The organism is Maribacter algae, assembly GCF_047345745.1.
Taxonomy (GTDB): Bacteria; Bacteroidota; Bacteroidia; order Flavobacteriales; family Flavobacteriaceae; genus Maribacter.
This window is the reverse complement of record NZ_JBLFES010000003.1, coordinates 293,910-317,414: the sequence shown is the minus strand read 5'-3', so window position 1 is coordinate 317,414 and position 23,505 is coordinate 293,910. Positions and strand designations below refer to the sequence as shown.

21 protein-coding genes are annotated in these 23,505 nt (G+C 39.8%); 11 read left to right on the top strand and 10 right to left on the bottom strand.

Annotated features, from left to right (window positions below):
* Position 1 precedes the first annotated feature (1 nt).
* From ACKWBX_RS12945 to ACKWBX_RS12935, 3 genes are all read right to left on the bottom strand, one after another.
* Positions 2 to 319 (bottom strand): hypothetical protein, encoded by a 318-nt coding sequence (locus tag ACKWBX_RS12945; protein WP_413969122.1) that lies wholly within the window; start codon positions 317 to 319, stop codon positions 2 to 4.
* 89 nt (positions 320 to 408) lie between these two features.
* Positions 409 to 798, bottom strand: a complete 390-nt coding sequence (locus tag ACKWBX_RS12940) for a hypothetical protein (protein WP_413969121.1) — start codon at positions 796 to 798, stop codon at positions 409 to 411.
* Positions 799 to 802: 4 nt separating this feature from the next.
* Positions 803 to 1,180 carry a hypothetical protein gene (locus tag ACKWBX_RS12935; protein WP_413969120.1) on the bottom strand — a complete coding sequence of 126 codons (378 nt, stop codon included), beginning with the start codon at positions 1,178 to 1,180 and terminating at the stop codon, positions 803 to 805.
* A gap of 135 nt (positions 1,181 to 1,315) precedes the next feature.
* On the opposite strand from ACKWBX_RS12935, the gene ACKWBX_RS12930 reads away from it, so the two are divergent.
* The 9 genes from ACKWBX_RS12930 (at position 1,316) to ACKWBX_RS12890 (ending at position 13,176) form a co-directional block, all read left to right on the top strand.
* On the top strand, positions 1,316 to 2,002 hold the full coding sequence (locus tag ACKWBX_RS12930; RefSeq protein WP_413969119.1) for a TetR/AcrR family transcriptional regulator: 687 nt from the start codon (positions 1,316 to 1,318) through the stop codon (positions 2,000 to 2,002).
* Positions 1,995 to 3,662 carry a peptidase domain-containing ABC transporter gene (locus ACKWBX_RS12925; protein ID WP_413969118.1) on the top strand — a complete coding sequence of 556 codons (1,668 nt, stop codon included), beginning with the start codon at positions 1,995 to 1,997 and terminating at the stop codon, positions 3,660 to 3,662. The genes ACKWBX_RS12930 and ACKWBX_RS12925 overlap by 8 nt, the downstream gene beginning before the upstream one ends.
* A 7-nt stretch (positions 3,663 to 3,669) precedes the next feature.
* Positions 3,670 to 5,022, top strand: coding sequence for an HlyD family secretion protein (locus ACKWBX_RS12920; protein ID WP_413969117.1), 1,353 nt, complete (start codon positions 3,670 to 3,672; stop codon positions 5,020 to 5,022).
* Positions 5,023 to 5,024: 2 nt separating this feature from the next.
* Complete coding sequence (locus ACKWBX_RS12915; RefSeq protein WP_413969116.1) at positions 5,025 to 6,428, top strand: TolC family protein; 1,404 nt, start codon at positions 5,025 to 5,027, stop codon at positions 6,426 to 6,428.
* 63 nt (positions 6,429 to 6,491) lie between these two features.
* Positions 6,492 to 7,340 (top strand): YitT family protein, encoded by an 849-nt coding sequence (locus ACKWBX_RS12910; protein WP_413969115.1) that lies wholly within the window; start codon positions 6,492 to 6,494, stop codon positions 7,338 to 7,340.
* A 224-nt stretch (positions 7,341 to 7,564) separates the two neighbouring features.
* Positions 7,565 to 7,933 (top strand): hypothetical protein, encoded by a 369-nt coding sequence (locus tag ACKWBX_RS12905; RefSeq protein WP_413969114.1) that lies wholly within the window; start codon positions 7,565 to 7,567, stop codon positions 7,931 to 7,933.
* Positions 7,934 to 7,953: 20 nt separating this feature from the next.
* Positions 7,954 to 8,337 carry a hypothetical protein gene (locus tag ACKWBX_RS12900; RefSeq protein ID WP_413969113.1) on the top strand — a complete coding sequence of 128 codons (384 nt, stop codon included), beginning with the start codon at positions 7,954 to 7,956 and terminating at the stop codon, positions 8,335 to 8,337.
* 220 nt (positions 8,338 to 8,557) lie between these two features.
* Positions 8,558 to 11,740: a TonB-dependent receptor gene (locus ACKWBX_RS12895; protein WP_413969112.1), complete on the top strand. Its 3,183-nt coding sequence runs from the start codon at positions 8,558 to 8,560 to the stop codon at positions 11,738 to 11,740.
* A gap of 80 nt (positions 11,741 to 11,820) precedes the next feature.
* Positions 11,821 to 13,176, top strand: a complete 1,356-nt coding sequence (locus ACKWBX_RS12890) for an alkaline phosphatase family protein (protein WP_413969111.1) — start codon at positions 11,821 to 11,823, stop codon at positions 13,174 to 13,176.
* On the opposite strand, the gene ACKWBX_RS12885 is transcribed toward ACKWBX_RS12890, so the two are convergent.
* Positions 13,146 to 13,781, bottom strand: coding sequence for a Crp/Fnr family transcriptional regulator (locus tag ACKWBX_RS12885; protein WP_413969110.1), 636 nt, complete (start codon positions 13,779 to 13,781; stop codon positions 13,146 to 13,148). The two genes, ACKWBX_RS12890 and ACKWBX_RS12885, sit on opposite strands and share 31 nt — an antisense overlap.
* Before the next feature lie 148 nt (positions 13,782 to 13,929).
* On the opposite strand from ACKWBX_RS12885, the gene ACKWBX_RS12880 reads away from it, so the two are divergent.
* Complete coding sequence (locus tag ACKWBX_RS12880) at positions 13,930 to 14,553, top strand: thioredoxin family protein (RefSeq protein ID WP_413969109.1); 624 nt, start codon at positions 13,930 to 13,932, stop codon at positions 14,551 to 14,553.
* Here the strand turns inward: ACKWBX_RS12880 and ACKWBX_RS12875 are convergent.
* From ACKWBX_RS12875 to ACKWBX_RS12850, 6 genes are all read right to left on the bottom strand, one after another.
* Positions 14,536 to 15,255, bottom strand: a complete 720-nt coding sequence (locus ACKWBX_RS12875) for a hypothetical protein (RefSeq protein WP_413969108.1) — start codon at positions 15,253 to 15,255, stop codon at positions 14,536 to 14,538. The genes ACKWBX_RS12880 and ACKWBX_RS12875 overlap by 18 nt on opposite strands.
* Positions 15,256 to 15,324: 69 nt before the next feature.
* Positions 15,325 to 16,035: a tRNA pseudouridine(55) synthase TruB gene (truB, locus tag ACKWBX_RS12870; protein WP_413969107.1), complete on the bottom strand. Its 711-nt coding sequence runs from the start codon at positions 16,033 to 16,035 to the stop codon at positions 15,325 to 15,327.
* Between the two features lie 21 nt (positions 16,036 to 16,056).
* The gene (locus tag ACKWBX_RS12865; RefSeq protein WP_413969106.1) at positions 16,057 to 16,854 is read right to left on the bottom strand and encodes an undecaprenyl-diphosphate phosphatase; all 798 of its coding nucleotides are present in this window, start codon (positions 16,852 to 16,854) and stop codon (positions 16,057 to 16,059) included.
* A complete protein-coding gene (locus ACKWBX_RS12860; protein ID WP_413969105.1) occupies positions 16,855 to 17,118 on the bottom strand; it encodes a DUF3098 domain-containing protein in 264 nt (87 codons plus the stop codon).
* A 9-nt stretch (positions 17,119 to 17,127) separates the two neighbouring features.
* Positions 17,128 to 18,006 (bottom strand): cell division protein FtsX, encoded by an 879-nt coding sequence (locus tag ACKWBX_RS12855; protein WP_413969104.1) that lies wholly within the window; start codon positions 18,004 to 18,006, stop codon positions 17,128 to 17,130.
* Positions 18,007 to 18,066: 60 nt separating this feature from the next.
* Complete coding sequence (locus ACKWBX_RS12850; protein ID WP_413969103.1) at positions 18,067 to 19,941, bottom strand: T9SS type B sorting domain-containing protein; 1,875 nt, start codon at positions 19,939 to 19,941, stop codon at positions 18,067 to 18,069.
* A 97-nt stretch (positions 19,942 to 20,038) separates the two neighbouring features.
* Between ACKWBX_RS12850 and ACKWBX_RS12845 the strand changes: the two genes are divergently transcribed.
* A complete protein-coding gene (locus ACKWBX_RS12845; RefSeq protein ID WP_413969102.1) occupies positions 20,039 to 23,311 on the top strand; it encodes a leucine--tRNA ligase in 3,273 nt (1,090 codons plus the stop codon).
* The last annotated feature ends 194 nt before the right edge of the window (positions 23,312 to 23,505 follow it).

Sequence of the window (23,505 nt, the reverse complement as noted above, 5' to 3'; positions counted from 1 at the left end):
TTTAGATTTTAGCGGTATTGGCTCTTAGGAATATGGTTTGTTCTTCATCCATATAAACAATAGGGATGGCATATAGCCAAGGCATTGTTTCCTTGTATTTTGTTTTCAGCGCATTGTTGATTTCCGCAAAAAGCAACGCTTTGGTCTTTCCTATGATCAGCGTTTGTTCTTTGCGTTCCAGTTTTTTGGTTCGCTTGTTCAGTTCAAACACCTCCTTTACGGAAATACCGGCATTTAAGATGAGCTTTTTACGCGTTAAACAAGAGGCAATTTCCATGGCTTGTTCTTTGTCTCTTACAATTATATGGGCTAATATCATGGACGTAAATTTAACACCGACCTAAAATTTCCCTTATGACTAGCGAAGAAACAGAGGAAGGAGGCCGGTGTTAGAGAACAAAGCTTATATTATTGTTGGGCAATTGATTGTCCTTTAGGAACATGGGGAACAAGTTCGCCGCTTTGAATCGCTTTTGAGATATCTGCTGTAACAGTGGTATAGCTGTTAAAAAATTTTTTTCTCGAAAGAGGCGACAGCGTTGCTCTTTGTTTCGTATCACTATTATTGATGAGCTCCTCGACTCTTACCGCCATGCCATCCAGATTTTTATAATTGGCAATGTTTCCTCTTTTAAGGATGAAGTTTTTCCTTGGGAAATGAATATGTTTAAAAGGAACATTGGAGTCTTTACTGATGATTAGAATATCTCCTTGTTTAACAATAGATTCCGATTCTTGGGATATTGAATTGTGCGAAACAAAAACAGCTAGAATGATAATAGTTAGAAAATTTTTCATTTTGTCAGATTTTAGGGTTAAAAAAATCTCTTTTTTTATTCGGAGCGGGAACAATTTCGGCATTGAGCACAGGATAGAGACCATAAAAATTTTCTCCATCTTCTCTTCTCAGAACCAAGTGCGTTGCTCCGTTTAAGGTAATATCCTTACGTTCTATGATTACTTTGCTGCCAAAAAGGTTGAAATAATTATTGGCGCCGTCCCAATCGTTTAAGCCGCCCATTATAGCAACAACTTTTTGATTGCCGATATTGATATTGGGTCGCATTTCACTAAATGCGCTCTCCGGGTTTTCTGCAGCCTTTAACTTTAAAAAGGTAACCTCTTGTGCTGCGCCATATTGAAATATAAACATTGAAAATAGAAGTAATATTAATCTCATGGCCCAAACAGTTTAAAATTCAACTTAAAGATAATATCCATTTTGAAATAAAATAGTGTTACTTTCGTTAAAAAATAGTTAAACTATTATAATATGATAGTGATACTATTATATTTGCTTTTGTAAATTTTAACTATGGAACAACTTCTACATTCTGTAAAAATTAGGATCAACGAAAAAATTTTTGTCAAAGACCCTGAGTCTTCCAATCTAGGAAAGCGAATTATTGAAAAAAGTATCTTGATGATCAACGATATGGGATTCGAAAGTTTTACCTTTAAAAAGCTGGGGACACAAATAGGTTCAAATGAAAGTTCCATATATCGGTATTTTGAAAACAAGCACAAGTTACTTCTTTATTTAACTTCTTGGTATTGGGGGTGGTTGGAATATCAACTGGTATTCGCGACCAATAGTATTGCTGTACCAGAGGAAAAGTTGGAACGTGCCATTGAGATAATAACAAGGGAGACAAAAGAGGATTCTTCCTTCTCCCATATTAATGAAATCTTATTGAACAAGATTGTAATCAACGAATATTCAAAATCATATCTGACCAAAGAAGTGGATGAAGAGAACAAGGAAGGCTATTTTGTCATCTACAAAAGGCTTGTCGGGCGGATAACCCAGATGATACAACAGGTCGATGCTAATTACAAATACCCTTCTAGCTTGTCAAGTACCGTTGTTGAAGGTGCGTTACACCAACACTTTTTAAAGGAACACTTCTCTTCCATGACAGATTGTAATGATAATGTCACCCCTACACAATACCTCACGGATTTAGTATTCAATGCTTTAAATACGACCAATAATGGCTAAAAATATTTTGACCGCTTGGCAGCGGTTAATGGGACTGTTGCGTTTGGACAAACGTGACATTTTTCAGGTGTTTTACTATGCAATTTTTGCAGGTCTGGTAAATCTTTCCCTGCCTTTGGGAATACAGGCAATCATCAATTTGATACAAGGTGCCCAAATCAGCACCTCGTGGATTGTATTGGTGGTAGTTGTGACCCTTGGGGTGGCTTTTGTAGGGGTTTTGCAATTAATGCAGATTCGTATTATTGAGAATTTACAACAGAAAATCTTTACCAGATCTTCTTTTGAATTCGCCTATAGATTCCCAAAAATTAAGATGAGCGAATTACGTAACTACTATCCACCGGAATTGGCCAATCGCTTTTTTGATACGTTAACGGTACAGAAAGGCCTGTCCAAAATCTTGATTGATTTTCCGGCGGCCTTGCTTCAAATTATTTTTGGGCTGTTGTTACTGTCGTTCTACCATCCATTTTTTATTATTTATGGAATTTTGTTATTACTCCTCATCTACGTGGTATTCAAGTTTACGGCACAAAAAGGACTGGATACCAGTTTGGACGAGTCCAAGCAAAAATATAAGGTAGCGCATTGGTTACAGGAAGTTGCTCGCTCCATTGTAAGCTTTAAGCTTTCTGGGAAAACCTCGCATGCCCTATCCAAGAACGATCAATTGGTGGCGCAGTATTTAGAGGCTCGTGAGAGCCACTTTAAGGTATTGGTGCTTCAGTTCATACAAATGATCGGTTTCAAAGTACTTGTAACGGCTGGATTATTGCTTATAGGAGGTCTTTTGGTACTAAATCAAGAGATGAACATTGGTCAGTTTGTGGCAGCGGAAATTATCATCTTATTGGTTATCAGTTCCGTAGAAAAGTTGATTACCGGGCTAGAAACGTTTTATGATTTGCTCACTTCTTTAGAGAAATTGGGGCAGGTAGTGGATAAGGAACTTGAACCACAGGATGGCGAAAAACCTTTTACCGAAAACGAGGGGTTTACGATAGAATTAAAAGATGTGTCCTACAGTGTACCGGATAGGGAGAAAATCATTATTGATAATGTTAGCCTCTCTATTACACCTACATGCATGATTCTTTTAAAAGGTAGTAGCGGATCGGGTAAATCTACTTTACTACGTATTATCGCGGGAATATTAGAGCCAGATTCAGGTGGTGTTTTTGTTAATGATGTATCTCTAAAGGGAATGAATTTAAACTATTACCGTTCCCATTTAGGACAGTCGCTTTCCGAAGAGTCCCCTTTTGAGGGTACAATTTTGAATAACATCACTTTTGGAGATAAAAAAGTACCTACAGATCAGGTATACTGGGCACTTGAAAAAACAGGGCTTACGGAATTCGTAAAAGAACAACCCAATGGTTTGAATACGATACTGTATCCGGAAGGAAAGCAAATACCGTATACCGTTTCAAAGAAAATTGTCCTGGCCAGAAGCATCGTAAGAAAACCAAAACTATTGATTCTTAAAGACCCTCTTGATCAATTTGGGGAATCAGAGTCCGTAGAAATCATGAATTTCCTGAGTGATCCTACCAATGGTTGGGCACTTTTGGTAGTGAGTGACAATGACAGATGGGCAAAGAGCTGTACGAGGATAATTACCATGGAAAACGGAAAAATTATCAACGAAAAATAGAGGTAAAATGCTAAATATATCCAATAATCAATTGAATAAAAAAGTGTCCTTGGATGGCTATGCATCTGCCAAAATAGTCTTTCACCAAAGGCATTACAAACATTTGAACAGGTTCCTTTTGGCCTTTGCCATTTGTGGACTCATCATATTGTTTCTTCCTTGGACCCAAAATATCAGCGGTAAAGGGTTTTTAACGACCTTAAAGCCGGGCCAACGTCCACAAACCGTACAATCGCCTATTCCGGGGCGTATCGAAAAATGGTATGTTCAGGAAGGGGATTATGTAGAAAAGGGAGATACCATTTTGTTTATTTCCGAGATAAAGAACGAATACTTTGACCCTAGATTGGTGGAACGTACCGGTCAACAAATCAAGGCAAAGTCGGCCTCCGTAAATTCCTATCAAGGAAAAGTAAAGGCATTGAACAACCAGATTTCTGCGTTGGCCAACGAAAGAAGGTTAAAATTGGAGCAAGCCAAGAACAAACTGTTACAGGCCAAGCTAAAGGTCCAGAGCGATAGCATAGATTTAGAAGCTGCTAAAACGAACATTGTTATTGCACAGCGACAGTTTGACCGTACTACCCAGTTAGAAAGCGAAGGGTTGAAAGCGGTGACCGATGTTGAGGAAAAAAGACTGAAATTACAGGAAACTCAGGCAAAACTTATCTCACAACAGAATAAATTATTGGCTGCCAGAAATGAGGTGATCAATGCCGAGGTAGAAATAAATAGGGTACAGGCATCCTACACGGATAAAATTTCCAAAGCGCAGAGCGATATGTTTACGGCGCAGTCCAACCAATTTGATTCCGAGGCCCAGGTTACAAAACTGGAAAACGAATATACCAATTATGAAATGCGGAATGACCTCTATTACATAAGGGCCCCACAAAACGGATATATAAACAAGGCCATACAGGCAGGGATTGGGGAGACGTTTAAAGAGGGTGATCGTTTGGTGGGCATCATGCCATCCGACTATGATATGGCCGTGGAGACCTTTGTGGCACCCATAGATTTGCCGTTGATTCATTTGGGCGAGAAAGTACGTATTCAGTTTGATGGCTGGCCTGCGATTATATTTAGTGGCTGGCCAAACGTTTCGTATGGAACCTATGGGGGCACCGTAGTGGCCATTGAAACTTTTATAAGCGATAATGGAAAGTACCGTATTTTGTTGGCCCCGGACAAAGACGATCATGAATGGCCCAAGGAACTGCGTGTCGGTTCCGGCGCAACCACTATCGCCTTATTGGAAGATGTGCCTATTTGGTTTGAATTATGGAGGCAACTGAACGGTTTCCCTCCTAATTACTATCAACCAGAAGGCGCCATGGCAAAACCGATTAAAAAATAAAGATGCGGAACTACGTTATTTATTTATTTTTTGGAATCTGTCTTACCGCAAATGCTCAAACGCAGGATACCCTGACTTTGAAATTTGCCGAGTATTTAGGCTATGTCAAAAAATTTCATCCCATTGCCAAACAAGCAGAATTGACCATTAGTGCCGGACAGGCAAATCTCATGAAATCCCGTGGCGGGTTTGACCCCAAGGTGAGCGTGGATTATGAGCGCAAAGAATTTAAGGATACCGAATATTGGGACAGGCTCAATGCTACGTTTAAAATCCCTACATGGTACGGGATAGAATTAAAAGGGAATTTTGAGCAGAACGACGGAGATTTTATCAATCGTTCAGAGGATGTGCCAGATGACGGACTCTACAGTGCAGGGGTTTCTGTTGCCTTGGCCAGAGGGTCATGGATCAATGAACGTATGGCAACTTTAAAAAAAGCAAAATTTTTTAGGGAGCAGACCAAAGCAGATCGGGATTTATTGGTCAACCAGATTCTTTTCGATGCTTCGCTGGCCTATTTTGATTGGCTACAAGCTTATAGGAACAGCTTGGTGTTCAATAATTTTTTGGATAACGCCGCCATACGGTTCGAAGGAATCAAAAGAAGTGCACTAGCAGGCGACAAAGCAGCTATAGATACCGTTGAGGCCAAAATAGCCGTTCAGAACAGGTCGTTGGAATTGGAACAGGCAAAAGTGGTACTACGCAATAAATCTTTAGAACTTTCCAACTTCCTTTGGATGGGAGATAATATACCAATGGAGATACAACCCAACGTAATTCCTGATCTTGATTTGGATGTGGAAATCGATCGGACCTTGGAAATCTTGGGAAAGCCTTTGGACAGTTTTACTTTGGAAAGTCACCCTAAATTAAAATCCCTAGGCTTTAAGATTGATGGGTTAAGAGTAGATAAAAGGCTAAAAACAAACAAGTTATTGCCTAAGATAGATGTGGAGTATAATTTTTTAACGGAGACACCGGACCTTATCAATTCCTTTGTAACGGAAGAGTATAAAGGAGGTATTAACTTTCAATTTCCGTTATTTTTGAGAAAGGAAAGGGGCGATTTAAAACTGGCAAAAATCAAATTAAGGGATGCTCAGTTTGAATTGGACAATGCGGAGATTCAAATTCGAAATAAGGTATTGGCCATTTATAATGAATTGGACTCTTTTGAAAACCAAAATGTTCTTATAGACGATATTGTTTTTAATTATGAAACCTTGTTGGCCGCGGAAGAACGTAAATTCAGTTTTGGGGAAAGCTCCCTATTTTTGATCAACTCCCGCGAAAGCAAATTAATAGATGCGGTCTTGAAACAGAACAAAGTGGAAAATAAATACTTTAAGGCCAAGGCAAAACTGTTTCAAAGTTTAGCGGTAAATCCTGAAAACCTATAGTTTTCAAGATACTCTAGGCTTTATTAAATTACACTATCTTTCTTTTCCAAACCTGAAAGTCCTATGATTAAATCCTATTTAAAAGATGTTTTTTTCATTGTATCCGGAATATTCGCCGCAGCTTTTGGTTTGGAAAGTTTTTTACTGCCCAATAGCTTCATAGACGGTGGTGCAACGGGAATTTCTCTTTTGATTACTACGATTAGTCCATTGCCGTTATCTACTTTGATCGTTATGGTAAACTTGCCGTTTCTCCTTTTGGGGTTTAAGGTTATCGGCAAACAATTTGGGATAAAAGCTACTTTGGCCATATTGGGATTGGCTTTGGTTCTGGCCACGATACATTTTCCGGAAATTACGCAGGACAAACTCTTGGTCGCTGTCTTTGGTGGTTTTTTTCTAGGCGCGGGTATAGGGCTGTCCATTAGAGGTGGTGGTGTTTTGGATGGCACCGAGGTTTTGGCTATTTATTTAAGTAGAAAATTGGGGACCACCATAGGGGATATTATCATTCTCATCAATATTCTTATTTTTTTGGCGGCTGCATATTTTTTATCTATTGAAACGGCTTTGTACAGTATGCTTACCTATTTGGCGGCATCAAAGACCTTGGATTTTGTCGTGGACGGAATCGAGGAATATACAGGGGTTTCGATTATTTCCGATTCGAGCGATGAAATTAGAAAAATGCTGATTGAAAAGCTGGGCCATGGAGTCACAATCTATCATGCTAAAGGGGGCTTTGGTAAAAACGGCGTTCATAGTGAGCACGATGTTCTTTTTACCGTAATCACACGTTTGGAAATCAGGCGGTTAAACATCGAAATCAATAAAATTGACCCCAAAGCCTTCGTAGTCATGAGCAGAATCAATGATACCCGTGGCGGGATGATCAAAAAGCGGCATTTATAAACTTCACTTTTCTCAAAACACTTTCATCAAGAGTTTTTTTAGATAGATTCCAATTATTTGTATTTATTAAATTATATATTAATAGTAAAACTATTAATATATAATACATTAACTATTGTTTAACGGATTAATACTATTAAATAGGTTTTTCCAAGTTATATTTGTACAAGCAATAAGTAAAACAATCTGGTCAATTTATAGTGTAATTATAAAATGGCAAAAGCATGAAAAAGAGAGAAAGACCAATACCGTTTCCGGAGTATGACAGTACTGAAAATAATATAGATGTACAGGGGCTTCAATGGGAAGATATACGACCGGGCCAAAGACTTAAATTAGGAAAGCCGTCCAACCGTTATTTTGAATATATATACCCTTCGCTAAATTTTTCGGAACATAGGGTCTACAGTCTTAAAGAACTATCGCAATTTGAAGGAACGGAAGTTTTGGTAACGAGTATTTTAAAGATGAAAAATGGAACATATTACGCAGTTCTTGATAGAATGGATGGAACCCCTTTCTCTAAAAGGATAGCTAGAATTTATGCCGAACTAGAAAAATCATTCCTCAAAAACGAATTAACAGTTATATAATTAGAATTAAAATGCTCAACATGAAAAATAGAAACAAATTAATCAGTAGTATCGTATTTTTTGGATTTTTAATCAATCAAAACGTAAGCGCTTTTAATGTTATGGAAGCTACAAATCCATTTAATGATGTACATATGAATAGTTGTGCAGTAGAAAAGAGTACTGATGATGAAGGCTTAGGAAATTTTGATATCTCGCACATCAATTTAATCGAGATTGAACAGGAAGTAAATCTAGGATTTGACACTTACAATTATTTACCCCTTAATTTTGATCCATACGAAGGTATGACTATGGTACTTAATGAAATCGAGGTCATTGATACCGAAGAAGAAATCGACTTAGGTTTTGACGTGAAAAAATACCTACCAAAAGATTTTAATCCCTATTCTTGCGTCAAATAATTTTTTAATGCTTCTTCTTCTATAAATCATAAAAACCCTAGTAAAAAGAAGGGTTTTTATGATTTACTTTACCTTTTTGATTCAAATTTTAAAATGAGTCCTAGTTCACTAAGTATTAAAAAATCTAAAACTTAAAGTTAAGTTCGGCACCAATGTTAAAACTTAACATCAGGTAGCTTTTTGCCTAAATAGTTTTGCACTTCAAACTAAAAGTACGAAGATGAAAAACTATTATTCAACAAATCAAAAAACATCAGATTATTATCTTTTGCTTTCCCTTATATTTTTTTTGGGAATGAGCTCAGTTGTATTGGGTCAAGCCACGAATGCCTCAATAAAGGGTAAGGTAACTGATGCAGAAGGAGTGCCTTTGATGGGTACTACCATAATCGTAAAAAACAACGCAACAGGTTTCACTTCCGGTTCAGTCACCAATGAAAACGGAAACTATAAAATTCAACAGTTGCCCTTGGGCGGGCCTTATCAAATTACCGCTCAGTATCTGGGATTTCAAGATATTGTGAAAGAAGGATTCACTTTAAATTTGGGAGACGCTTTGACCTTAAATTTTAATATGCAAGAATCCGCCACCGGATTGGATGAAGTGACGGTATCTTCAAACAGTCTTACCAAAAGGATAGAACAAGTGGGTGCTTCCACAAAAATATCTGCCGGACAGATTAAAAATTTGCCCACGGAAGGGCGAAATTTCACAAGATTGACTAGTCTATCACCATTGCAGGGAGGTGGAAGTATAAATCTCGGCGGGCAAAGAAGAACATCTACGAACGTTACCATAGATGGGGTAAACTTTAGAAATACATTGACGGCCGGCGAGATAGGCCGCGGACCCTATACGATATCACAAGAGGCGATACGTGAATTTGAGGTTTCGACCAATGATTATGATGTGGCACAAGGTCGCCAAGGAGGAGGGGCCATTACATCTGTTACCAAATCCGGGACAAATAAATTTGAAGGAAGCGCTTTCTTTTTTCACAGAGCTGATGCGCTTCAAAGTCAATTTAATATTCAAGGAGAGGAAAGAGAGGCGGATTTTTATAATTCCCAATATGGTTTAAGTGTTGGGGGACCGTTGATCAAGGACAAATTGCACTTTTTTTTGGTGTATGAAAGGCAAGATGCAGGTGACCCGCAATTTATTGCGAATATACAGAGTGATGCTGATGCCAATAGGTTAGGAATAACACAGGAAAATCTAGACCGCTTTTTACAGATTGGCCGCGATTCGTATGGATTGAGCAACGCTCAACAAGTGGGGCAGTTTGATCGAGTGACCGAAGCGAACAATCTTTTTCTCCGTTTGGATTGGCAGATAAATGACAAGCATAGGTTAACGTTCAGAAATCTGTACAACAAATGGGAAAATCCATTAAGCGTAAGCGATAATTCCAATATTGAAGTTGCGGAATCTTTTTCGGATTTTGAATCACAGGAAAACAGTGCATTCTTGTCACTACGTTCCATGTTTTCGCCGAATGTTACGAACGAATTTAAAATACAGTACCAGTATGCGGAGCGTCTTTTTGGCCCGAATCCAGAATTGCCTTCACAGAACATACCTAGGGCCATAGTTGAGGTTTCATCGGTTTTGCCAAATGGAAATACCAGAAATAGAAGTGTTCAATTAGGGGGACAGCGTTTTACACCGGAAACAAACCTGGAGAACCAGCTTCAGATAGCCAATACTACGTATGTGAGTTCGGGGAAGTTTAATTTTACCTTTGGAACGGATAATTTGATTACCTACTTGGAAACACAACTGTCCAACGAACAAAATGGTCGGTTTTTCTTCGATTCCCTGGACGATTTTGAAAATCTTAATCCTTCCCGTTATGCTCGTGAAGTCCCATTACAGGGCTCTTCATTGGTAAAACAAACGGTTTTGGATCTATCGCTTTTTGGAGAAGTAGAATTTGACATCAATCCTAATCTAAACCTTATAGCTGGGCTCCGCTATGATGCTACGGCTTTTTTGGACGAAGCGGAATTCAATCAAACTGTATTTGATGAACTTGGGATTCGTACAGATGAAAAACCTAATGATTTTGACAATATCCAACCAAGACTACAGCTAACTTGGAATATAAAAGGGACCAATTCGGATATCTTAAAAGTCGGGGGTGGTGTTTTTACGGCTCAACCCCATTATTATGCACAGGTAAACAATATACAGAACAGCGGTACTTTATTGGGTGCTATAGATGTAACCGGTGCCAATGTGCCAATTCCTGATTTTCCTGCCTATAGAAATGACCCGGGTACGGTTCCAGGAGTGCCGGACGGCGTAACGCCCTTTTCTACGATCAATGCGGTAGGACAGGATTTTGAGGTCCCTACTATCTATAAGGGAAACATAAACTACACCCATTTTTTTGGTGATAGGTACAGCTTGGGAATCAATGCTATTTTTAGCCATACCGTTAATAACTATGTATATCAAGAAGCGAACTTGGTCACGGAACCTTTTTTTACTACTCCACAAGGCAGGGAAGTATTTGTTCCGGCCAGTACCATTGCCGAAAACGGAAATACGGATTGGACCAATTCCAGAATTTCGGATTTGATCGGTAGGACTTTAGTGCTTACTTCCGATGGTGTTTCGGATAATATTGCTCTGGTATTGGAAGGAACGGCGAGAATAGGCCTAGACGGTTATATCAATGCCAGTTTTACGGCCAATCGTTCAAAGGATAATTCATCCTATAATTGTTGCGTGGCCAATACATCCACTTTTTTACCGGTAGAAGGTGACCCAAGAGATTTAAATTACGGTTTTTCCGATAATCATTTTGATACGAAAGTCATTGTTAACGGTGCTACACCTACTTGGAGAGGATTTACGTTCGGTGCTACGCTTATAGGTACGGGTGGAACGCGGTATTCCTTGCATGTGGACGATAATACAAGTGCCAATGGCGATTTTAACCTAAGGAACGATATCGCCTATATATTTGATCCTAACGACCCGAATACCCCACAAGCCATTACCGATGCATATAACCAAGTATTGGACGACCCGGAAACGCCGGAAGGTTTTAAAGACTATTTGAGAAATAGTTTTGGGGGTTTCGCTGAACGTAATGGAGGTAAAAATCCTTTTAGGGCCACTATTGATTTGCGCTTACAAAAGCGTTTTGGGTTTAACAACAATAAACATGGTCTGGAGCTTACTGCGGATGTTTTCAATTTTGCGAACCTATTGAACAAAGAGTGGGGGCGTACCAATGATTTTGATCGAAGAAGGGATTTTATGAGAGTAAATGGTTTTGACGCCACAACGAACGCCTATGATTACAGTGTACAGACCGGAGCAGGTACTGAACCCATAAACGGAGACCCATGGCGTTTACAGATCGGGGCGAGATATACATTTAACTAAAAGTTGGTCCAAGTTAGTTTTTTAATCAGGAAAGGTACTTGACTTTAATCGTTAAACTCCTTCAATCTAAAAATAAAAAAGTGAAAAATAAATATCTTTTAGCGGTACAATTCATTTTTACCGTATTTGCCATAAACGCTCAAGAAAAAAAATTATCGGAGCATGTCATTTTAATTTCTATAGATGGTTTTAGACCTAATTTTTATCAGGAGGCAAAATGGCCTGCCCCCAACCTAAAGACCATGGCAGAGGAAGGGGTGAGTGCCAATGGTGTGCGTGGGGTGTTCCCTTCCGTCACCTATCCCTCGCACACAACTTTAATCACAGGAGCCTATCCGGCCGTGCATGGTATCTATTACAACAGTCCTTTTGAGCCAGAGGGGCAAACGGGCCGTTGGTTTTGGGAAAGTAGTCTTATCAAGACCAGAACACTTTGGGATGCGGTCAGGGAATCGGGATTAAAAAGTGCAAGTCTTATATGGCCCGTTTCCGTAGGAGCCCCGATCGATTATAACATCCCAGAAGTTTGGACCTTGGACAAGAGTGTGGGAAGAATAACCCCTATGCGAAACAACCAGGCACCAAAAGGGCTTCTGGAGGAAATGGAAGTAGCCGTTTTGGGCAAAATGAACCCCACTAATTTTAATGGAGACTATTTGAACAGGGAAGACCGTACAGGTGAAATGGCCGCATATATCTTAAGTAAGTACAAACCCAACCTAATGACCGTTCATTTGATCGCTACAGATCATTTTCAACATGAGCAGGGTAGGAACGGGAAAAAGGTACATACCGCCATAGCTGCCGTAGATCGCGCTATTGGGAAAATTTTAGAAGTTGCTGAACGTTCAGGGATATTGGAGCAAACTACCTTTATTATCACTGGGGATCATGGTTTTGTGGACATCCACTCCGCATTAAGTCCTAACGTTTGGTTAGTGGAAGAAGGTTTTATGGAGGATAAAAAGGATAGGGGAAACTGGAAGGCTACCTTTCATACTTCTGGGGCATCGGCTTTTTTGATGTTGAAGGACAAAAAAGATATAAAGACATTGAACAAGATCAGGGAGAAGTTGAAAGCCTTACCACAAAACTACCGGAAATTATTTCGCATTGTGGAGAGGGATGAGTTGGATGGTATAGGGGCCGACCCCAACGCAGTATTGGCCTTGGCGCCTATTCCCGGAATAGCTATGAATGCCTCGTCCAAAGGAGCTGTATTAAAGCCCAGAAAGGGAGGTACGCACGGTTATTTTCCTGATTTTCCTCAAATTGAAACGGGTTTTATAGCTTGGGGTGCTGGTATTTCTAAAGCGAAAAATATAGAAAAAATGGGCCTTGAGGATATTGCTCCTTTAATCAATGAACTTTTACAATTGAATTTTAAAGCTGAAAATGGTGTTCTTTATCCGGGGATTTTAGAGAGAAAAGATTGATTCTTTTTTAAAATAGTTGACACAGTTTGGCGGGTGGCCCCAATAAGGTCACCTAAATCTTTTTGGGTCAGTAATTCAAATAAGACGTGCCGATTTCCATTGGCATCGGTAACGTCAATGTTAAATTGAAATTGTAGGTATTGTATGCGTTCTTGGATATTGTTTCCGTTTATACTGTCAAGCTTTTTTTCGGAGGAACACCATCGTTTCAATAAATAAGAAATGAACCAGTCTGCCAAATCAGGGTCACGGACAATAGTTTTTTTAAAAAAGCCCAAGTCATAAACCCTAATTTTACTGTCCACTAAAGTTTTGGAAAACTCAAAAAATTGCCCGTTCAAATACCTTAAGTTTCCAAAAAGATCTCCTTTTGTCAAGATATCATGGGCATGCTCGTTACCGCAATCGGAATAACTGCCCAATTTAATGGCACCTTCTACAACTTCATAAATATAATTTTCATAGGTAGGGGGTCTATAGATCAACTCATTTTTGGACACTGTGATTTCATCAATATAAGCTTTGTATTCATGAAAATTTTTAAGATGTCCGTATAGATAAAAAGTAGCATAATCTTTATTATTTGGTGGCTTAGGCAACAACATATTCCCAATATTTTATTACACTAAATTACAATGTGAAACTTAAGTAATGGTTAAAGAAATATTATATTAAAAATTCTAGAATATTTTAACTTTTTAAGTAAGGCTTTGGATAATTTTACCACTTAGTATGCTCATAACCAATAGTGCCATGAATACAGATAATTTGGAAGGGATTACAGATCTTATCAAAACAACTTTAAGAAAGGCTATTTCCTATATGGAATACAGAGATTTGGTAAGACAACTGGCAGCCGAAGAAAAGTCGACCGGACCCGTACAAACCGAAGCTTTGGCCAATTATACCCAGCTCAACGACAGGCGTATGAAACGCTGGGACAAAGTGTTTAAGCTCGATGAGGATATAGCTCAAAAAATCTCAAAAATAGATAGAAGGATTACTTGGTTGGTACTCACGGAAAGTTGGTGCGGAGATGCTTCCCCAGCGCTGCCGGTCATGCACAAAATTGCAGCATTGAATCCCAATATTGAACTTAAGATCGTGCTGAGGGATGAAAATTTACTTCTAATGGATCAGTTTTTGACCAACGGAGGAATGTCCATTCCCAAATTGATACAATTGGATACTGAGACCCATGAAGTTCTCGACGATTGGGGCCCGCGTTCAAAAGCGGCCACAGCTCTTGTTGAAGCCCATAAATTGGAACATGGCGAAATACTTCCTCAGTTTAAGGAAGACATCCAAATTTGGTACAATAAGGACAAAGGGCAGAACATTCTCAAAGATTTAATGGAATTACTTCCTTTGGAATAAATAGGTAATAGTCCCTTTTTGTGAAGCTTTTTCAGAAGCGCTGAATTTTGCTTTTAAGGCATAGGCAATGGCGTTGTCTACCAAACATCCGTTTGAGGTACCGGAACTTTTTTGATTAAAATCGGCTTCGATTACGTTTCCAAGACCATCAACTTCAATATTGATAACAACTTTCCCACCTTCAATACAAGTATAAATGGGTGGCGGCAATCTATAGCTATTCCTGTCTATTAAAGAATAGGATATACTGGTTCTCTTTGCCGCTAGATTATTGGTAAATTCCTGTTTTTGAGCCTCTTTCTCACCAAGCATTTGTTCATTTTCCTCGCGTTTTTTTGCCAGTTCCTTGACTCTTTCCACATATTCCGCATCGGAAAGTGAATTTTCTTCGGGAGTGCCATCATTGGCTTCGGCACGTTCTGCTAAAATTTCTTCCAAGGTCTTTAGCGGTTCTGGATCACCATAACTGGGTTTAGCGGTTTCATTAAAGGCCATATGACTTTTAATAGGGTCCGCATTGGCCATTTCTTCCAATATTTTTTCCTCTTCTTCGGTAAGGGCTTCTTCCATGACCATCTCCACTACATAATCGTCATCTTCCTCGCTCTGCTTGCCCAATTGAATGTTGTACAGGACCAATACCATGATCGCCATAGAGAGAGTGGTGATGATTGCCGATAATTGTTGCCTGTTGAAGTTCATGATTAGTATAACCTTTTTTTTGCCGAAATATTTCAGAAAATCGATGAAAACGAGGTGTTAAATTCAACTTTAATTGTCCGTTTCCTCAAGTAATTCATTGGCAAAGACCGTAGGGTCTATGGCTTTATTTACGGTATAATCTCCTATTTTGGTTCTTTTGAGGCTTGTTAAATACCCTCCGGAAGCCAAAGCTTTACCAAAATCATGTGCCAAAGAACGGATGTAAGTACCTTTACTGCACACAATCCTAAAATCGATTTTTGGAAGTGCAATATTGGTAATCTCAAAAGATTGAACGGTAATTTTTCTAGGTTGTATGTCCACTGTTTTACCCTCCCGGGCAAATTCATAAAGACGTTTTCCATCCTTTTTAAGCGCTGAGAATACTGGTGGATATTGTTCTATTTCACCAATAAAGGCCTTGGTTTTTTCTAAAATGAGATCTTCTGTAATATGGGACGTAGGGTAGTTTTTGTCCACCTCGGTTTCTAAATCGTAAGATGGGGTGGTGGCTCCCAAGGTAATGGTGCCGGTATACTCTTTTATTTGTCCCTGAAATTCAGGTATTTTCTTTGTGAATTTTCCGGTGCAAATCAATAAGAGTCCGGTAGCCAAAGGATCTAGCGTACCGGCATGGCCGATTTTTATTTTTTTTAAACCGAATTTCTTCCGGATGGCCCATTTCAGTTTGTTAACGGCTTGAAAAGAAGACCAGCCCATGGGCTTATCGATCAGTAACAATTGACCGTTCAAAAAATCCTCTTTGGTCAATTTGTTCATGAGAGGAATATTAAAATAAATTTATGGGTTGATGAATCCATAGACGATTGCAATCACCCCAACAATCAGGCAATAGATAGCGAAGTAAGATAACTTGCTTTTACGGACCAATTTGATCATCCAAGTACATGCTGCCAATCCTGAAATGAAAGCCGCTATAAAACCCGCGCCCATCGCAACGTTGTTCTCGCCGGAAAAAGTAAGGTCACCGCTTAATACATCTTTGGCTATTTTTCCAAAAATCAAAGGAACTACCATCAAAAATGAAAAACGTGCCGCTTTGGATTTATCCACACCCAATAGTACGGAAGTAGATATAGTGGCCCCACTACGCGAAATACCGGGTAACATGGCAATGGCTTGTGAAATTCCAATAATAAAGGAGTTTTTAAAACTTACTTTCTTTTCGGTATCCTTGGCTTTGTCCGCAAAGTAGAGCAGTATTGCGGTAATCAATAACATAAAGCCAACAAAACGAATGTTTCCGCCAAAAAAAGCTTCGAGCTGTTCCTCAAAAAATAATCCCACTAAAACAGCGGGTAGCATGGAAATAATGATTTTAACTGAAAATTGAGATTCCTCGTTCCATTGAAATTGAAGCAACCCCCTGATGATTTCCCAAACATCTTTTCTAAAAACCACTAGGGTACTCAGAGCCGTTGCAAAATGAAGGATTACGGTGAACAAAAGACTTTCTTCGGGAACGGAACTATCGCCTAAAATGGCTTTTCCCAATTCTAAATGTCCGCTGGAGGAAACCGGAAGGAATTCTGTTAATCCTTGTATGATTCCCAGCAGAATAGCATCAAGTGTATCCACTTAGTTTTTCTTTTTATGGGGATTTAATAAAATGGCGTAGACTTCAATACCAAGCCCAATGAGAACTAAGGTAGGTGCCAAACGAATGCGTCTAAAATTATAGATTTCGGGATTAAAAACGTTTGGGTCGTCACTACCACCGCCACTCATCAATATGAACCCCAAGGTAATACAGGCTAACCCAACAAACATGAAGAGGTAATTTTTCTTCTGAAAAATAAACTCTTGCTTTGGCGTTTGTTCCGCTTTGTTCTTTTTACTCATGGCGCAAATTTAGTAATATAATTCGTCCGTTCTAAGATTTAGGAAACGTTGCGTGGCAAAATAGGTGCTGACCAAAGATATTAAGATGCCCAAAAGAAACACGCCGACCAATAAAATAATCAATATATAAGGCTCCTCTAGAAGCCCTAGGTCTTGAAAATTGATATTTACATAATAAATGACCCCACCAATGGCCACCAAGGCCAAAAGCGCACCGAGCATTCCCAATTTTATATTTTGCCAGATAAAGGGCTTTCTGATAAAGGTTTTGGTAGCACCGACCATTTGCATGGTTTTGATAATAAAGCGTTTGGAATAAATGGATAACCTGATAGAACTATTGATCAATAGCACGGCGATAAAGGTGAATATGGCACTGGCCACCAGTATCCAAAATCCTATTTTTTCAACACTTTTGGCCACCATACTCACCAGCACTTTGTCATAGCTTACTTCGTCCACATAGCTTTTCTCCGAGAGGTCATCTGCAATTTCGGCTACCTTTTCGGCGGTGACAAAATCGGCATTTAGTTTTACGTCTATTGAGTTCTTAAGGGGATTATAGCCTAGATAACCCACAAAATCCTCGCCTATTTCGGCACTGTGGGCCATGGCGGCCTCCTCTTTTGAAACATACGTGGCCGATTTTGTATAGTCGGACATCACCAAGGTTTTTTTCAATTGCTCCACTTCTACCTCCTTGGCCTCTTCCTTTAAAAATACGGAGACCGTTATCTGTTCTTTGGAGCGATCCGCCATCTTTTTGGTATTCAGGACCAGCAGCCCCAAAATACCAAGCAGGAACAGAACAAGAGCAATACTCAATACCACGGAAAAGTAGGAGGATATTAGTTTGCGTTTTTGATAATTTTCAAAAGAATTGCTCATAGTAGGTAATCGTTCCGTAAAAATAGGAAAGTAATATGAAATGAATGTGAAAAAAGGGAGCTAACGCTTCAGAGTAAAATGTCCCTTAAAAATGGCTTCATCAATTTGTATGGAATACCAATAATCATCTGCCAACACCGGATTATTATCAACGGTGCCGTCCCAAAGAAAATCGGCGTTGTTGGACTGCTTCAAAAGTCTGGCCATACGGTCAAAAATTTGGATTTCAAAAGTGGCGAACAAACCAGCTCCTTCTACCTGAAAAGAGTCATTGGAACCATCTCCGTTCGGGGTAAAAAATCTTGGGATAACCAGATGAATAAACTCCTGTTGTACCGCTCCGCATCCAGTTTTTCCTCTCACAAAAGCAGTATACCTGCCTCCGCGTAAGTTCTCAAAACGAGGGCTGTCCGTATACTTAAATCCATCAATAGCATATTCAAAGTCGCCTTCGTTGGCCATAAGTATGACAACATCCCTATGGTCGGATATAATCTCTTTTATAATAGGTTGCTTTATTTCGTTCAGCTCAATGGTTTTAGTAACGATGCAATTATTGGAAGCGGTAATTTCCACAGTGTAAGTACCAGGCTCGTTTACCCTAATTTCTCGTGTAGTTTCCCCATTGTTCCATCTGTACGAGGCATTGTCTACACTTGCGGAAAACTCAATAGATTCGTTTTCACAGAACGTAAGGATTTCATCCGTTACTGTGGGAGGTTCATTTAAGGTAAGCCTAACCGGTGTTCTCATGCCCGAAACGCATCCGCCAAGACTCGAGATAGCTTCGGCATAATAGGTGCCTGCGGTCTCGGTTCTAAAACTTCTGCTTCCTTCCAATATAAGATTACCGTCAATAGGCGCATCGTACCAATTTGTGCTAAGTCCGTTTGGAACGGTCACCGTAATCGGTTCAATAGCATTGCGGCACACGGTAATATCTCCATTGCTAACGGGTGGATTGGGTTGCGGTACAATATTTATGTCAAAAATGTCGGAAACGATGTTACAGGAATCATTATTAAGATTGATGGGGTCTTCCGCCACTTTCACCCTGTAAAAAGTATCCTCGGTTATAAGAGGTGTGGTGTAGGTAGTGCTTGTTTCCCCAATGATATCGTTCCAAATACTTCCATCGGCGCTTTGTTGCCATTGGTATGCATGTGATGTAAAAATCGAAAAATCAGGTTTTACGTTCAAAGTAGCCGATAGGGCGCCCTCAGCCTCACATTGTACCAAAAAAGTATTGTTGGCGGTATCCGTTAGGGAAACAAAATCGCCACAAGTCCTAAAGGCAATATCATCAATGGCCAGATCATTCCCACAGCCTCCTATCCCGTTGTTCAACATCTTTAGGACTACCGAGTTTTCCCCCGGTTTTGTGGTGAAGACCAAAGCATATTGGTCCCAAACGGGTGATAGTGTGCCGGGAATGTCCCCTGTATCACCTTCCGCCAAAACGATAGTATTGGAGCTGTCCAAAATTTGGAATTTTACATTGATGGGGATTCCTCCACCCGGACAGACGGAGTTAGAGGATAATATATTGATCAGCCATGATGAAAACTCGTAGGTGGTATTTTCACAGAGTCCCGTAACGGTAGTCCGGAAAAATTCACCCCCGTTTACGGAATCATCGGCATTGATGATAAACATTTTTCCGTTGGTATCCCCTGGGGTATGGTCAGGAATATCATGAAATTCAAAAAACCTGGAATTACTGGAAATGGTATAACTGCCATCGTTCGGGGTGCCCGATGTAAAGGTATAAGTGGTAGTGCCAAATGGCAGCGCGGGTCCTTGCGTAGTTCCCGTTCCAAAATCCTCTGTAAAAATAGGGTCGCCGGAACTGCCGCTACAAAACCCCAATTGGCCATACGTTGTACCAAACGACAGGGCAAAAAGTAGAACCAGGAATACCTTGTGATGCTGCAATTTTTTTCCTTTTAATTCCTAACGGAACAATTATTTAATCTTTTCCGCTTTGCGGTATTAAACCTATTTTTGCCTATCTATTGCTGAAATATATAAAATGAATTACAATTTCAACGAAATTGAGGCCAAATGGCAGAAATATTGGGCCGAAAACCAAACTTTTAAAGCGGAAAACCCCGGAAGCGACGGGGCCGAAAAAAAGAAGTTCTATGTGTTGGATATGTTTCCGTATCCTTCCGGAGCCGGGCTGCATGTTGGGCATCCGTTAGGCTATATTGCCAGTGATATCTATGCGCGGTATAAAAGACATAAAGGCTTTAATGTCCTACACCCCCAAGGCTATGATTCCTTTGGACTTCCGGCGGAGCAATACGCCATACAGACAGGACAGCATCCTCGAGATACTACAGAAATAAATATTGAAGGTTGTTTAGATGAAAAGGAGAATATTCTCGAGAAGTATCTTAACAGAGATGGCTCAATAAAAAATGAAGCTTTAATAGATAAAAATTTACCTACTTCTATTCACGACGATAATTATCGCGATAATATCATCAAGGGTTATAGAAGGCAACTTGATAAAATTGGCTTTTCTTTCGATTGGGATAGAGAAGTAAGAACTTCGGACCCTAAATATTATAAATGGACACAGTGGATATTCATCCAATTGTTCAATTCTTGGTATAATGTTGATGCCGATAAGGCCGAGGATATAGAAAAGTTGATTTCCATTTTTAAGACCGATGGGAATGCAAGTGTTAATGCGGTTTGCGATGAAGAGGTCACCATTTTTTCTGCGGTGGATTGGGACTCTTTTTCAGAGAAGGAAAAACAGGAAATTTTATTGAAATATAGATTGACGTACTTGGCCGAAAGCGAAGTGAACTGGTGTCCGGCTTTGGGGACCGTTTTGGCCAATGATGAAATTGTAAACGGCGTTTCGGAACGTGGGGGGCATCCCGTAATTCGGAAAAAAATGACCCAATGGAGCATGCGTATCTCTGCTTATGCGCAGCGCTTGCTGGACGGATTGGAAAAAATAGATTGGCCACAACCGTTGAAGGATTCCCAGACCAATTGGATTGGAAGAAGTGAAGGGGCTAGTGTTACGTTTAATATCCTCCCCCCAACCCCCTCCAAGGGAGGGGGCCATAAAATTGAAGTCTTCACCACCCGTCCAGATACTATTTTCGGAGTCTCTTTTATGACCTTGGCACCGGAACATGAATTGGTGTCAAAAATCACGACTCCGGAACAAAAAGCTAAGGTAGATGCTTATATAAAGGCCACCGCCAAACGTTCCGAGCGTGACCGCATGGCAGACGTAAAGACCATTTCCGGCGCTTTTACAGGAGCCTATGCGGAGCATCCGTTTACCAAGGAACCTATTCCCATTTGGATTGGGGATTACGTATTGGCGGGTTATGGTACTGGTGCGGTAATGTCAGTACCCTGTGGGGACCAACGGGATTATGATTTTGCCAAACATTTTGATATTCCTATTCCCAATATTTTTGAGGGTGTGGATATTTCCGAGGAAGCTTTTGCGGACAAAGGAAAAACGGTCATCGCCAATTCTGATTTTCTAAACGGATTGCCTTATAAAAAAGCGGTAAAACGCGCCATTTTCGAATTGGAAAAACTGGGACAGGGAAAAGGAAAAATCAACTACCGCTTACGCGATGCCGTTTTTAGCAGACAACGCTATTGGGGCGAACCATTTCCTGTGTATTATAACGAAGATGGAATGCCTCAAATGTTGGACAAAAAATTCCTACCATTAGAGTTGCCTGAGGTTGATAAATATCTGCCTACTGAAACAGGGGAACCGCCATTGGGAAATGCAAAAAAATGGCATTGGTTACAGTATGGTGACGAGGGCAATGTAGTGTCTGAAGAAGAATTTAATAAAGCAATTTCGGATGCTGAGCGGAGCCGAAGCACCGAAATCAAAGGAGGGCCACTTGAACTCAACACCATGCCGGGCTGGGCCGGGAGTTCCCAGTACTTCAATAGGTATATGGACCCTCATAATGACGAGGAAATCTTCTCTAAGGAAGCCATTGACTATTGGCAAGATGTAGACTTATATATTGGCGGAAGTGAACATGCCACGGGACATTTATTGTATGCCCGTTTTTGGCAGAAGTTTATGTTTGACAGGGGCTATGTACCCAAAGATGAGTTTGCCAAAAAACTAATCAATCAAGGGATGATTACGGGGACGAGTGCTTTTGTTTTTCAAGTAATGCCTGGAATAAGGAGAAGCAAAGAAAAGAATAATTTCTTTGGAAAAGGAAAATATTTCCCGCCGCTATTTATCTCAGTAGAAATGGTTGATTTGCTTGAGGAAATTGATGGAAAATTAGGCTATGAAGAAACATCTGATTCAAAGATTATTTTTGACTTTATTAGAAGTTTTATTGATGATTTGGACAAATTCTATTTTGAGGAAGACGGTGTTGAATATGAAATGAATTTCAAATTACTTAGACATCGAGTTGACGTTAGTTTGGTAAATGGTTCCGATGAGTTGGATATTGAAAGTTTTAAGAAATGGAGACCAGAATATAGAGATGCAGAATTTATTCTAGAAAATGGAGAAGTTTATGTAGCCGACTCCTCCCCTTTGGGGAGGCCGGGAGGGGCTTATATTGTTCATCGCGAAGTCGAAAAAATGTCCAAATCCAAATACAATGTCGTTAACCCAGATGATATTGTTAAAGAATATGGGGCGGACAGTCTACGCCTATACGAAATGTTCTTAGGGCCTTTGGAGCAGTCCAAACCTTGGAACACGTCTGGGATTACGGGCGTACATTCGTTTTTAAAGAAATTGTGGCGGTTGTATCATACAGGTGCCAATGGAGCTTTTTATGTGACTGATTCCCCTTCTTCTGAGGGGCTGGGGGAGGCCCTTAAAACCTTGCACAAGACCATCAAAAAAGTAGAAGAAGATATCGAAAATTTCAGTTTTAATACATCGGTATCCACTTTTATGATTTGTGTGAACGAGCTACAAGCACAAAAGTGTACTCATAGAGAAATTTTAGAACCTTTGGCCATTTTGGTTTCGCCCTATGCGCCTCATATTGCTGAGGAGCTTTGGCAAAAATTAGGGCATTCGGAATCCATCAGTGCTGCTCCCTTTCCAAAATTCGAGGGTAGTTACTTGATAGAAAGCAGCAAGGAATACCCCATTTCCTTTAATGGAAAGATGAAGTTTACCATGGAATTGCCTTTGGATTTGGGAAAAGATGAGATAGAAGCAGCGGTTATGGCACATGAAAAAACACAGAACCAGCTGCAAGGTCGTACGCCTAAAAAAGTAATTGTGGTGCCTGGTAAAATTGTAAATATTGTGGGCTAACACTTATTATTTCAGTGTTCATAATTATAATTTCGATTTTATTTTTTTTAAATAAAAACATAACACCCCCTAAAATTTAGGGGGTGTTATGTTTAAAAATATATTTTTCGTCAACTAACCCCTACTTTTTATCGAATATTTTTTTGATATGTGTTTAAATTATCACAATTTAGCGGTGTAATTCAAAACTACAT